This window comes from Kitasatospora sp. NPDC029367 (genome assembly GCF_055569135.1).
Genome location: NZ_JBVHYH010000038.1, coordinates 5,196 through 18,675 on the forward strand (window position 1 = coordinate 5,196; position 13,480 = coordinate 18,675).

Here is a 13,480-nt window from a genome sequence, read left to right on the forward strand (position 1 = left end):
CTAGGCGGGGCACACCTGGGCGGGGAACAGACGGGGTGAGGGAATCTGTTCGGCGCCGCGCGAGCGGTCCCACCAGAGCGCGCCGGTGACCCGGGCGGTCAGCTCGCCGGAGCGGGCGGCGGCCAGGTAGGCGTCGGACGGGTCCGGCTGGCCGTTGAACTCGCCGAGCAGGGCGTCCTGCCAGCCGGTGATGCCGAGCGAGTGCAGCAGGCGCTGGGCCCGGAGCAGGCCGGCCAGTCGCTGGGCGGCGGTGGCCGGGGGCACCAGGCGGGCGACCAGTGCGGTGGCGCCCTCCTGGAGGGTGCCCGCCGGGGTGCCGTCGGGTTCGCGTTCGATCCGGCCGTCGGCCGGGTCGGGGGTGTCCCGGGTGAGGCCGGCCAGCTCCAGGGCCCGGGTGTTGGCCCAGGCGCCGTGGTGGTCCCGGTTGGTCAGGTAGACCGGGCGGTCGGGGACGACGGAGTCGAGCAACTGCCTGGTGGGCAGGCCGCCTTCGAAGCTCTCCAGGGACCAGCCGCTGCCGGTGATCCACTCCTGGTCGGGGTTGGCCTCGGCGTAGTCGCGGATCCGGTCCAGGTACTCGGCCACACCGACCGTGCCGGTGAGGTCGCAGGCGGCCAACTCGACGCCGCCGTAGACCGCGTGGACGTGGGCGTCCTGGAAGCCGGGCAGCAGCAGCTTGCCGGTGAGGTCCACGACCTCGGTGCGCGGCCCGATCAACTGGTGGACCTCGTCGTGGCCGACGGCGGTGATCCGCCCTCCGGTCACGGCCAGGCTGCTCGCCCGGGTACGGGCGGCGTCGCCGGTGTGGACGGGGCCGTGGGTGAGGACGAGGTCGGCCTCGGTCATGGGTGGTGCTCCGTTCGTGCGGTACGGGAGTGCGGGCGGTACGGGCGGTGCGGGCGCGTGCGGCTCAGGCGGTCGGGTCGAGGAAGTACGGCGAGCGGCGCCGCCAGCGGGCCCAGGCTGCCGACGGGAGGCCGGTGACGATCATCAGCACCACCACGGTCAGCTCGAACCAGCCGTTGTCGGCGGACAGTTCGAAGTGGTCGGTGGAGTCGTAGAAGGTCCAGGCCAGGTAGCCGCCGACGGCGAGCAGCGACGCCGCGCCGAGCAGCGGGCCGACCACCGCGCGCAGGCCCTGCACCGGGTCGGTGCGCAGCAGGCCGCGGAAGCGGACGGCGGAGGCGACGGCGGTGAGCGCGTAGTAGAGGGCGACGATGATGCCGATCGCGTTGACGGCGGCCGAGATCAGGTCGTTGACGGTCGGGATGGCGATCGAGGCGAGGGCGAGCAGCGCGGCGAAGCCGGTGACCAGCAGGGTGCCGACGGCGGGGGTGGCGTGCCGCGGGTGCAGCCTGGTCCAGACCGGGCCGAGCACGCCGTCGCGCCCCATCGCGTACATCCCGCGCGCGGTCGGGATCACCGAGGACTGGAGCGAGGCCACCGCGGAGAACGTGAGCGCGATCAACGGCAGTGCGGCGAGCGGCTGGTGGGCGAGGGTGGTGCCGAAGTAGGTGAGTCCGTGGGCGCCGTTGTCGGCCAACTCGTCAAGCGGGAGCACCCGTTGGAAGGCCGTCCCGGCGAGCAGGAAGAGCAGCAGCATGACCACCAGGGCCAGGAAGCCGCCGCGGGAGGCGTCCCGCGGGTCGCGGACCTCCTCGCTGACGCTGAACACGGACTCGAACCCCCAGTAGCAGAACACCGCGAGCACCATGCCCTGGGCCAGGGCGCCGAAGGAGGGCAGGTCGAAGGGGTTGAACCAGTGGAGCGAGAAGGGCTGGTCGCCGGCGAACAGGCCGTAGCCGCAGAAGCCGAGCAGCACCGCGTACTCGAAGACCAGCAGGGCCTTCTGGAGTCGGGCGGCGAGGTCGAGGCCGCGGACGGCGACCAGCGCGGCGCCGATCAGGACGACCAGGCCGAGCACGGTGCACTGGACGGTGGAGTCGGCGTCCAGGCGCAGGCCGGCGATGCTGCGCAGGTGCGCCTGGTCGAGGAGTTGGATGACGGCCGAGCCGGTGACGGTGGTGGTGTAGGCCATGAAGACCACGGTGCCGACGGTGTTCACCCAGCCGGTGAGGAAGCCCAGCCAGGGGCTGAGCGTGCGACCGACCCAGCGGTAGCTGCTGCCGGCGTCGGGTTCGACGGCGTTCAGGCGTCCGTAGCCGCCCGCGATGGCGAGGACGGGGAGGAAGGCCAGCAGCATGATCGCGGGCAGGTGGAGGCCGACGACGCCCGCCATCAGCCCGAGGCCGATCCCGATGCTGCTGGTGGCGGCCGTACTGGAGGCGGCGATGGCCGCGCCGTCCAGCAGGCCGATGGACTTGTGCATGGCGCCGTGCTGCGCGCCGGTTCTCGGGCCGCTGCCCGTGTCGTCCCTCAGCGTCGATGCCAACGGATCACCGCCTTGCTCGTGGGGGGATGTGGGGGCGGGCGCGGAGGTTCGGGGGGCGCCCGGGGGTGGGGAAGTGCGAGCCATGAAACCGGCGGTGTCGTTTCACGTCAATGCTGTTGTCATAAGCGCTCGGGCCGGTGGGACGGAAGGCCCGGCGGTCCGGAAGGCCCGGCGGTCCGGAACGTGCTCGTTCCCCTCCGGGCCCGGCTCCTCGGACGGAGCCGGGCCCGGAGGGGAACGGCGGGCGCCTACCAGCGCCACGCCGGGCCGGTCAGTGCTTGAAGGCGTCCTTGACCTTGGCCCCGGCCTGCTTGAGGTCGCCCTTGGCCTGGTCGCCGCGGCCCTCCGCCTCCAGGACGCGGTCGCCGGTGGCCCGCCCGACGGTCTTCTTCACACTGCCCTTGACCTCTTCGGCCTTGTGCGCGGCCTTCTTGCCGATACTCATGACTGGTTCCTTTCGTGATGGCGTCCGGCGCGTCGTGATGGGTCCGGCGCGTCGTGATGGCGTCCGACGCGCGGACGCGGCGCCCTGCCGCCGAGCGGCCGCTCCTACCAGTAGTGGCGGCGGCCGCCGACCTCGCGGCCGACCGCGCCCATGACCAGCAGGACGAGGCCGATGAGAAGCAGGATGACGCCGACGGTCCACAGGATGGAAATGCCGCTGACGAATCCGATGACGAGGAGGATGACTCCGAGGACGATCACGACGAGCTCCGTTCCTTCGCCCTCCCGGTGTGATCCTTCGCTGGTGCGGAGGCATGCTGCGCCTTCCCCGTTCTCGGGGTTCGATTCACGAATCCCGGAATTTCCCTGGTGACCGATGTCGAAGGGGGCCCGCGGGCCGGTTCGGACGGATCGCACCCCCTGCGGCGGGTCCGAGCCCCGGCCCACCCCGGCGACCCGGCAGGCTCGCGTCCGGCGGCCCGGCCACGGGCCCGCGCTCCGGGTGGTCGCCAGCTCCCCCCCGCCGGCTCCCCCACCGGCTCCCCCACCGGCTCCCCCGCCGGCTCCCCCGTCGGCACCGGGGCGTGGTCGCGCCCGCTCCACCGGAGGCCGGTCCACGGGTCTCGTTCCGGCAGTGCTTTTGACGTACCGTCAACAAGCCCTGCCCCCGTCACCCTCACCGGAGCATCCGTGACACCCCTCAGAACGGCCCGCGCCGCCGTGCTCGCGGCGGCCGGCCTGCTGGCCGCGCTCATCAGCGCCGCCCCACCCGCGCAAGCCGCCGCCCCCGCCGCGCAAGCCGCCGCCCCCGCCGCGCCCACGGCCCCCGCCACCCAGGCCGCCGCGCCCGTACAGACCGGGGCCCAGCTTGCCGCCTCCTGGACCGGCCCGCTGAGCACCCGGGGGCGGTACATGGTCGACGCCAACGGCGACCGGTTCAAGCTCAAGGCCGGCAACTGGGCCGGAGCGCAGGGGACTTGGGAGGGCAGCGGCTCGACCACGGACCCCGCGGACAACCAGGCCGGCCAGGTCTCGTACAACATCCCGCTCGGACTGGACCGGGCCCCGATCGACCGGATCCTGGCGGGCTTCCACGGCCTGGGCCTGAACGCCGTCCGGCTGCCGTTCGCCAACGCGATGATCCACGACACCGCCGCCGTCCCGGACGCCGCCATCGCCGCCAACCCGCAGCTCAGGGGTAGGACCCCCTTGCAGGTCTACGACGCCGTGGTGGCCGCGCTGACCGCCGACGGATTCGCGGTCGTCCTCAACAACCACACCACCAGCTACCGCTTCTGCTGCGGCCTGGACGGCAACGAGCGCTGGAACAGCGGTCAGAGCACCCAGCAGTGGGAGGACGACTGGGTGTTCATGGCGAACCGCTACAAGGCCGACAAGCGGGTGGTCGGCGCGGACCTGCGCAACGAGGTGCGCCGCGACACCTGGGACGACCCCAACTGGGGCCTGGGCGACGCCCACGACGAGTACGCGGCCTTCGAGGAGGCCGGCAACCGGATCCTCCAGGCCGACCCGGACCTGCTAGTGATCATGGAGGGCATCAACTGGTACGGCATCCCCGCCGCCGGGTTCTCCCACGGCCGGCCGATGCTCACCCCGGTGGCGACCCTGTCCAACACCCTGATCCGGTCCGACAAACTGGTCTACGCGGCGCACTTCTACGCCTACACCGGCCCGGCCAACACCGGCGCCGGCAGCGGCCCGGGCTCGACCTCCGACCCGCGCTACGAGGAGTTCACCCCCGAACAGCTCGCCCAGGTGGTGAACCAGGAGGCGCTGTTCGTCACCCAGGACGGCCAGCACTTCACCGCCCCGGTCTGGGTCAGCGAGTTCGGCGCCGCCGGTCGCGGCTCGACCGACGCCAAGGAGCAGGCCTGGTTCGACCGCTTCACCGACCTCCTGGTCGCCAACGACACCGACTTCGCGGTCTGGCCGCTGGTCGGCTGGCAGCACGACGGCGTCCCGAACGACAGCTGGGCGCTGCTCTCCTACGACACCGGCGGCCGGCAGCTCGGCCTGAACGACCCGGGCGACTGGCGCGCAGCCGACTGGAACAAGCTGGTGAACGCCCCCTCGTACACCGGGCCGGTCACACCGGTCGCCCGCTGGAACATGCTCGACCTCGACCACGGCGACCAGAACGTCTCGGCGCGGATGCTGGCCCGGCCCGACTGGAGCCCCGGCAACCGCAAGGGTGACTGCCCGGACGGCCAGCGGCTGGCCGGCCTCGGCCGCGGCAGCAGCCGGGGCCTGTGCACCGACGCCGGGCAGCCGCCGCTGGGCGCCGGGGACTGGGTGACCGTCACCGACCAGCGCTACGTCACCGGCGGCGACTGGGCCTCCGGCTACGACAAGCTCCAGTGCCCGGACAACGCCTTCGCCGTGGGCTACAGCGTCCGCAACAACGCGATGTCCGCACTGCTCTGCGCCCCGGCCGCCACCGCGCTGCCGAGCACCGGTCGCACGGTCTGGTTCGACCACGGCGACAACCGGCCGGCGAACGGCGGCTCGGTCGCGAGCGACTGGGCGCCCGGCTCCTACAAGGGCCAGTGCGCCGACGGCGAGTACGTCGCCGGGGTCGCCGACACCTGGCGTTGGCTCCAGTACGGCGTCCCGGACGCGCTGCTCTGCCGCCCGCTGCGCTGATCACCGCATCCGCCGGGCACGGGCCCGGCGGATGCGCCATCCGCCGGGCACGTGCAAGGTGGTGGAGTACGAACCGCCCGGCCGGCGACCGTCCGTGGCCCCGCGGACACCGTCCGCCGGGCGACCGGCCCCCAGCCGCCCCTCGACCGAAGGAGGCGCCATGCCGTCCAGGACGATCCCCCGCCGGGCTCTGGTGCTGACCGCCGCCGCCCTCGCCGTCCTGCCCGCCGCAGCGCTCACGGCGCCCGCGCGGGCGGCCGCCGCGCCCCCGGCCGCCACGGCCACCACGGCCACCACGGCCACCACGGCCACCACAGGCAGCACGGGCCGCACGGCAACCGCCTCCGGTCCGGCCGCTGCCGCGCCGGTGCGCTTCGTGGACCTGCCCAACTCCGCACTGCCGACCGACCGGGCGCCGCACCAGATCACCTTCCGTTACCGCAACGACACCCCCAAGGATCAGACGGTCGCCCCGCAGATCCTGGTCGAGTCGCCCCAGCGGGGCCCGTTCCTCAGCCCCTCCGACATCCGGCTGGAGCTGCGGGGGACGGACGGCAGCTGGCACACCGTGCCGCTGGCCAGCCAGACCGGCACGCTGTACACCGCGCTGATCCCGGCGAAGATCGTCCTGCACTCCGGCCACACCCTCACCGAGAGTTACCGGATCACCGTCCTGCACTCGCCCGCCCGGGGCACGGTCGAGCCCCGGATCGCGGTCTACGCCTGAGGGCCGCCTGTGGTCCACGCCTGAGCCACCAGCCCCCCGGCGCGTCGGACCTCAGGCGCGCGGCGGCCTCCACCAAGCCGGCCGGTTCCCCGGCCGCGGCCTCCTCGGTCAGGCCCGGCGGCAGCCCGACCCACAGATGCAACCCGCCCCTCCGGCACCCGGGCCGGGGCGCCCCCACCGTGCGCCCCAACTCGCCCCCCGTGCTTCCTAGGTGCGCTTGGGGAAGCATCGGCCCCCGTTATGGAAAGAGCACCCGATCGAGTGAGTTTGGCGGGCTGGAGTCGCCCGTTTGCGCAGGAACTGTCCGCTCTCCGGTGCCTTCAAACGTGCCCACGTCAATCCGTTCCGACGGCAAGATTCGGCGAGGCGGTCCGACACCGGTCGGATCCCGTCCTCCCACACCTGCCGCAGAGGGGACCAGCCGTGACCACCGAGGCCGTTCCGCAGAACCAGCCCAGCCAGCAGAGCCTCAGTACCTCCGCCGCCCGCAACCTCGCCACCACCACCAAGACCGTGCCGCAGATGCTCGGGATCACCCCGCGCTACCTGCTGCGGGTGCTGCCCTGGGTGGACCTGGAGGCGGGCGTCTTCCGGGTCAACCGCCGCCGGGGCTTCATCCTCGGCGACGGCCTGGTCGGCACCTACGTCGACGGCTCCGGCGCCACCCGGGTCATCCCCGAGGACCTGCGCGAACTGGCCTTCCTCAGCCAGGTCGACGGCCCGGTGCTCACCGCCCTGGCCGCCGGGTTCACCGAGCGCGAGGTCCCGCCCGGCGAGCTGATCGTCGACGCCGACGCCCCGGCCGAGCAGCTGCACGTCATAGCCTCCGGGCGGGCCGAGAAGCGCGCCACCGGCGAGTACGGCCAGGACGCCCTGCTGGGCATGCTCGGCGACGGCGACTTCTTCGACGCCGCCGCCTGGGCGGCCGGCACCGCGATGCCGTACCGGGTGAAGGCCGTCAGCTCCTGTACCGTGCTCAGCCTGGACCGCCGCCTGCTCACCGAACTCGCCGACCGGGAGCCCTCGTTGCGCACCCAGCTGGACGAGTTCGCGGCCACCCGGGGCCAGGTCGACGCCGAGCACCCGATCGACCTCAGCTCGGGCCACTCCGGCGAGCCGTACCTGCCGGAGACCTTCGTCGACTACGACGAGAGCCCGCGCGAGTACGAGCTGAGCATCGCCCAGACCGTGCTCAAGGTGCACACCCGCGTCGCGGACATCTACAACTCCGACATGGACCAGGTCCAGGCCCAACTCCGGCTGACCGTCGAGGCGTTGCGCGAGCGCCAGGAGTGGGAGATGCTCAACCACCCCGAGTACGGCCTGCTCAACAACGTGGTGCCCACCCAGCGGGTGCGCACCCGCGGCGGCGCGCCCACCCCGGACGACCTGGACGAGCTGCTCGCCCGGGTCTGGAAGCAGCCCGCCTTCTTCCTGGCCCACCCGCGGGCGATCGCCGCGTTCGGCCGCGAGTGCACCCGGCGCGGGGTGCCGCCGCAGATCGTCGAGCTGTTCGGCAGCCCGTTCCTGACCTGGCGCGGCGTGCCGCTGCTGCCCTCCGACAAGCTGGACCTCAAGGGCTCGGCCAACTCCGCGCCCGGCACCACCAACATCCTGCTGATGCGGGTCGGCGAGGAGCGCCAGGGCGTGGTGGGCCTGCGGCCGGCCAAGGTCCCGGACGAGGTCGAGCCCGGGCTGGCGGTCCGCGCGATGGGCGTCGACCGGCAGGCCATCACCTCCTACCTGGTGACCAGTTACTTCTCGACCGCCGCGCTGGTGGACGACGCCGTCGCCGTCCTGCAGAACGTCGAGGTGTCCAACTACCATGACTACTCCTGACGGATTCGGGCGCGGCACCGGCGTCAACGCGGCCCCGGGGGCAACGGCCGTTCCTGGAGCCCCGGCTGTTCCGGGAGCTGCGGCCGCACCGAGCGCTCCCACCACCTCCCCGGCAGCCGCCTCCCCGGCCGCCGCGCCCCCGTTCCCGCTCCCCGAGGCCCTCGCCCACGCCGCCGGCGGCCCCCGCTACTGGCTGCCCAGCCGGGCCGACCGGACGTCACCGCCCACCGCCCCCGCCGCGGGCTTCGACGTCGAGGCCGTCCGCCGCGACTTCCCCCAGCTGCACCGCGAGGTCAACGGCCGCCCGCTGGTCTGGCTGGACAACGGCGCCACCACCCTCAAGCCCCGCCAGGTGGTCGAGGCGGTCGGCGAGCACTACTCGGCGGGCACCTCCAACGTCCACCGGGGGGCGCACACCCTCGCCAAGCAGGCCACCCAGATCTACGAGGAGGGCCGCGCCGAGGCCGCCAAGCTGCTCGGTGCCCCGGACCCGGACGAGATCGTCTTCGTCCGGGGCACCACCGAGGCCGTCAACCTGGTGGCCCAGACCTGGGGCCGGGCCAACCTCGGCGTCGGCGACGAGATCCTGGTCTCCGCCGCCGAGCACCACTCCAACCTGGTGCCCTGGCAACTGATCGCCAAGGAGCGCCGGGCCCGGGTCGTCCCGATCCCGCTGCTCCCGGACGGGCAGCTGGACCAGGACGCCTACCGGGACCTGCTCTCCTTCCGGACCAAGCTGGTGGCCCTCACCCACGCCTCCAACGTGCTGGGGACGGTGCCGCCGGTGGCCGAGATGACGGCGCTGGCCCACCGCTACGGCGCCAAGGTACTGGTCGACGGCGCCCAGGCGGTGGCCCACTTCCCGGTGGACGTCACCGCGCTGGACGCCGACTTCTACGCCTTCTCGGGGCACAAGATCTTCGCCCCGACCGGGATCGGCGCGCTGTACGGCAAGCGGGAGCTGCTGGAGGCCATGCCCCCGTGGCAGGGCGGCGGCAACATGATCGACTCGGTGAGCTTCGAGGAGACCAGCTACGCCCCCGTCCCGCACCGCCTGGAGGCCGGTACCGGCCACATCGGCGGGGTCGCCGGGCTGCGGGCCGCCCTGCGGTACGTCGCCGGGCTGGACCGCGCGGCCGCCACCGCGCACGAGGAGCAGCTCACCGCGTACGCCACCGCGGCACTGCGGACGGTGCCCGGGCTGCGGCTGATCGGCGAGGCCCCGGGCAAGATCGGGGTGCTCACCTTCCTGCTCGCCGGGACGGACCCGATCGCCCTCGCCGGGGCACTCGACCAGCAGGGCATCGCCATCCGGGCCGGCCACCACTGCGCCCAACCCGCCCTCGCCGCCTACGGGTTGCAGAGCGCGGCGCGGGCCTCGCTGGCCCTGTACAACACCGTGCAGGACGTCGACGCCCTGGTCGCCGCACTCCAGGGCCTCCAGGGCGAGGCCGCCGCGGCCGGAGCCTGACCGGACCGGGGGCGGGCACCCCGACCACCCCCGCCCCCGGTCCCCACCTCCCGGCCCCTCACCCCCCGTCCCTCATCTCCCGTCCCTCATCTCCCGCCCCCGCCCCGCTCCGCAGCGGAGGCGGGGGCGGGGGCGTGCGTGAGATCGACCACGGTTTCGCGCCCGGCCCGTCGGCGACCCCCGCCGGGATGGAAGCGACATTTCTGGCCGGAAACCGTCGAAAGGCGTCCCGTATTCGTCGGATTCGGGGGCATTCAACGGACTTGTCTTCCCGTCGGCAGCCCTGGCGAAGAGTTCCGGACCTCGGCGATTTACCGCGTGTTCACATGCACTCGTCAACCGTGTTCACCGCTACGCTCTAGCGTCTAGCCGCCGCGCCGCTCGTGCTACGCGCGTCACGGCCCCAACTTCTGACACACATGACGATGACGTCGAGGATCCGACCATGCACGCAGTTCCCTCCCGCGACAGGTGGCTCCGCTACGGTGCCGGCCTGCTCGGTGCTGCCTCGCTGACCGCCTTCGGCGGTGCCCGGGCGGCCTTCGCCGCCGACGGCCCGCAGACCGCCACCCCGGTCAAGCACCTGGTGGTGATATTCCAGGAGAACGTCTCCTTCGACCACTACTTCGGCACCTACCCGAACGCGGCCAACACCGCCGACGACAAGGTGAAGTTCACCGCCAAGCCCGACACCCCCAAGGTGGACGGCCTGAGTGACGACCTGCTGCACAGGAACCCGAACCGGAACAACCCGGTCCGGCTGAGCCCGTCCCAGGCGGTCACCTGCGACCAGGACCACACCTACAAGGACGAGCAGCTCGCCTTCGACGGCGGCAAGATGGACAAGTTCGTCGAGCACACCGACATCGAGAACTGCAAGGCTCCGATGTACACCGCGCCCGGCCTGGTGATGGACTACTACGACGGCAACACCGTCACCGGCTACTGGAACTACGCCCAGCGCTTCGCGATGAGCGACAACTCCTTCGGTACCAACTACGGGCCCTCCACCCCGGGCGCGATCAACCTGATCACCGGCAACACTCACGGCGGCTACCCGGTCGACCCGAAGACCGGCCAGCAGACCACCGACGCCTACGTGGTGGCCTCCCCGGACGCCAAGGGCATCGGCACCCTCATCAACGACCCGGACCCGGGCTACGACGACTGCTCCAGCGCCGCGCACAACCAGCTGGTGATGACCGGTAGGAACGTCGGCGACCTGCTCAACGACAAGGGCGTCAGCTGGGGCTGGTTCCAGGGCGGCTTCAAGCCGACCGGGACCAAGGACGGCAAGGCGGTCTGCGACTCCGCGCACAAGAACATCGTGGGCGCCTCGCAGACCGACTACAACCCGCACCACGAGCCCTTCCAGTACTACAAGTCCACGGCCAACCCGAAGCACCTCGCTCCGAAGGACGTCGACGAGATCGGCCACGCCGGCCAGGCCAACCACCAGTACGACCTGACCGACTTCGACTCCGCCCTCCAGCACGGCAACCTGCCCGCCGTCAGCTACCTCAAGGCCGCCAACTACCAGGACGGCCACGCCGGTTACTCCGACCCGCTGGACGAGCAGCAGTTCGTCGTCGACACCGTCAACAAGCTCCAGAAGTCCAAGGACTGGGCCTCCACCGCGGTCGTCATCGCCTACGACGACTCGGACGGCTGGTACGACCACAAGTTCGCCGAGCCGGTCAACGGCTCCCGGGACGCGGCCAACGACAGCCTGAGCGGCGCCGGCCAGTGCGGCAAGGACGCCGGCTGGGGCGGCTACGCCGACCGCTGCGGCTTCGGCCCGCGCCTGCCACTGCTGGTCGTCTCGCCGTACGCCAAGGCCAACTTCGTCGACCACACCCAGACCGACCAGACCTCGATCCTGCGCTTCGTCGAGGACAACTGGAAGACCGGCCGGATCGGCGACTCCTCCTTCGACGAGCACGCCGGCTCCATCGAGGGCATGTTCGACTTCAAGAACCCGCAGTCGGCCACCCTGATCCTGGACCCGACCACCGGCGCCCCGGTCGGCGGCGACACCCCGAGCGGCCGGCCCACCGGCGGCTCCTCCGCCACCACCCCGGCCGGCTCGGCCACCTCGGCCACCGGCTCCACCGCCGTCGCCGGGGCCACCAGCAGCGTCTCCGGCCCGCCGCTGGCCGAGACCGGCGCCAACTCCGCCACCGGGCCGATCGCGGCCGCGGCCGTCGCCCTGCTGGCGGTCGGCGGTGGAGCGGTCCTCCTCGCCCGCCGCAAGCGCGGCCGCCGCGCCTGACGCACGGCCCGCACCCCGCACCACCTCCGGCACCGCCGGGTCCTGCTCCCAGGGCCCGGCGGTGCCCGCGTTCCCGGGCCCGGCGCCCGCCGCAGCCCCGGGCTGGGCTACCCTTCCCGCCATGACCGCCAGCGCCCCGCGCCGCCGCACCCTGCTGGGCGCGGCCCTGGCGGCGGCCCTCGGCACGGGCAGCACGGCCGGCTGCTCCCGCCACGAGGCACCGGACCGCGCGCTGCGGCTGGCCACCGGGCCCGAGGGCGGGCCGTACAACGCCTTCGGACACTCCTTCACCGAGGCCGTGAACGCGAGCGGACACCCCACCCTCACCCCGGTGAGCAGCGCGGCCAGCGTCGACAACCTCCAGCAGCTCGCCGACGGCTCGGTGGACCTGGCGCTCACCACCGCCGACGTCGCCGAGGACGCCGTCCTGGGCCGCGACACCTTCGAGCGTCCGATCGGCCTGACGGCGCTGGCCCGGGTGTACGTCAACTACCTACACCTGCTCGCCCCGGCCGACGGGCCGGTGCGCGAGCTGGCCGACCTGGCGGGCCGCCGGGTGGCCACCGGCGCGGTGGGCTCCGGCAACCAGGTGACGGCCGGGCGGCTGCTGCGCCGGGCGGGGATCGACGTACGGCAGCAGTCCCTCGGACTGGCCGAGTCACTGCACGCGCTGCGCGACGGCACCCTGGACGCGGTGTTCTGGTCCGGCGGCGTGCCGACCCCCGCGGTGTCCGCGCTCGCCCGTGAACTGCCGCTGCGGTTCGTGCCCTTGGACACCGTCGCCGCGCAACTGCGGGAGCGCTACGGCCCGGTGTACACGGCCGTCACCCTGCCCGCCGGCGCCTACGACCTGGCCGCGCCCGTCCCCACCCTAGGCGTCGGCAACTACCTGACCGCCCGGCCGGGCGTCCCCGAGGACGCCGTCCGACAGCTGCTCGGCATCCTCTTCGACCAATGGGCCACCCTGCTGCGCTCGGTGACGGCCGGCGCCCGGCTGGAACCCCGCTTCGCCGTCTCCACCGGCGCCGTCCCGCTGCACCCGGGGGCGGCGGCCTACTACCGCTCGGTGTACGGGTGACGGCCGGTCAGGAGGTGCTGGTCGGTCAGGAGGTGCCGCCCTGCCGCCCCCGAACCCGCCGCGCCCGGTTTGTAGCTCCCGGTACACCTGGCTACGCTGCGGGGCATGTGGTTGAACGTCCGGCCGGCCGACCAGGTCCAGGTCCAGGTCCAGATCCATGCGGCCCCCGAACAGCACGCGCGCAGGCGGCGCGGACCCGCCCTGGACGCGGCGTGATCCTGCGCATCGACCGGGCCTGGCTGCTGGACATCGCCCACCGCTTCCTGCCCACCGACCCCGACATCACGGACTACGGGACCCTCTCCGCCGCCGTGGCCCGGCACGCCGACGAGGTCATGGACGTGCCGGTGTACGAGGGCCCGCACCAGCGCGCCGCCGCGCTGATGCACCAGCTCATCCGGGTGCCCGCGCTGGAGTCCGGCAACGAGCACTTCGCCGCCGTCGTCGCCGCCGCCTACCTCACCGCCTCCGGCGTCACCGTCACCGCCGGCCCGAAGGCCGCCGCCGACCTCGCCGCCCGCATCCGCGCCGGGCGCGCGGACGTCCGGGAGGCCGCCGCCTCCATCCGCACCTGGTACCACTGAGCCGGCACC

The 13,480-nt window shown here is 73.1% G+C and carries 10 protein-coding genes and 1 pseudogene; 7 read left to right on the plus strand and 4 right to left on the minus strand.

The features are described 5' to 3' along the window. Window positions 1–36 precede the first annotated feature (36 nt). The 4 genes and pseudogenes from ACZ4W5_RS21030 to ACZ4W5_RS21045 all read right to left on the minus strand — a co-directional run. Window positions 37–846: pseudogene (locus ACZ4W5_RS21030) on the minus strand (amidohydrolase); the annotation flags it as partial. 64 nt (window positions 847–910) lie between these two features. Continuing rightward, a complete protein-coding gene (locus ACZ4W5_RS21035; RefSeq protein WP_360241046.1) occupies window positions 911–2,329 on the minus strand; it encodes an APC family permease in 1,419 nt (472 codons plus the stop codon). A 334-nt stretch (window positions 2,330–2,663) separates the two neighbouring features. Then, entirely contained in the window at window positions 2,664–2,837 is a 174-nt protein-coding gene (locus tag ACZ4W5_RS21040; protein ID WP_360241043.1) for a CsbD family protein, read from the minus strand. A gap of 104 nt (window positions 2,838–2,941) precedes the next feature. Next, entirely contained in the window at window positions 2,942–3,097 is a 156-nt protein-coding gene (locus tag ACZ4W5_RS21045; protein ID WP_360241040.1) for a DUF6131 family protein, read from the minus strand. 429 nt (window positions 3,098–3,526) lie between these two features. Between ACZ4W5_RS21045 and ACZ4W5_RS21050 the strand changes: the two genes are divergently transcribed. From ACZ4W5_RS21050 to ACZ4W5_RS21080, 7 genes are all read left to right on the plus strand, one after another. Continuing rightward, entirely contained in the window at window positions 3,527–5,500 is a 1,974-nt protein-coding gene (locus tag ACZ4W5_RS21050) for a glycoside hydrolase family 5 protein (protein ID WP_465656119.1), read from the plus strand. Between the two features lie 160 nt (window positions 5,501–5,660). Next, window positions 5,661–6,227, plus strand: coding sequence for a signal peptide protein (locus tag ACZ4W5_RS21055; protein ID WP_465656120.1), 567 nt, complete (start codon window positions 5,661–5,663; stop codon window positions 6,225–6,227). A 423-nt stretch (window positions 6,228–6,650) separates the two neighbouring features. Further along, window positions 6,651–8,066, plus strand: coding sequence for a family 2B encapsulin nanocompartment shell protein (locus ACZ4W5_RS21060; RefSeq protein WP_465656121.1), 1,416 nt, complete (start codon window positions 6,651–6,653; stop codon window positions 8,064–8,066). Beyond that, window positions 8,053–9,537: a SufS family cysteine desulfurase gene (locus ACZ4W5_RS21065; protein WP_465656122.1), complete on the plus strand. Its 1,485-nt coding sequence runs from the start codon at window positions 8,053–8,055 to the stop codon at window positions 9,535–9,537. The genes ACZ4W5_RS21060 and ACZ4W5_RS21065 overlap by 14 nt, the downstream gene beginning before the upstream one ends. 445 nt (window positions 9,538–9,982) lie before the next feature. Further along, window positions 9,983–11,809 carry a phospholipase C gene (locus ACZ4W5_RS21070; RefSeq protein ID WP_465656124.1) on the plus strand — a complete coding sequence of 609 codons (1,827 nt, stop codon included), beginning with the start codon at window positions 9,983–9,985 and terminating at the stop codon, window positions 11,807–11,809. 121 nt (window positions 11,810–11,930) lie between these two features. Continuing rightward, a complete protein-coding gene (locus ACZ4W5_RS21075) occupies window positions 11,931–12,887 on the plus strand; it encodes a TAXI family TRAP transporter solute-binding subunit (RefSeq protein WP_465656126.1) in 957 nt (318 codons plus the stop codon). 212 nt (window positions 12,888–13,099) lie between these two features. Beyond that, window positions 13,100–13,471, plus strand: a complete 372-nt coding sequence (locus ACZ4W5_RS21080) for a fic family toxin-antitoxin system, toxin component (protein ID WP_465656128.1) — start codon at window positions 13,100–13,102, stop codon at window positions 13,469–13,471. Window positions 13,472–13,480 lie beyond the last annotated feature (9 nt).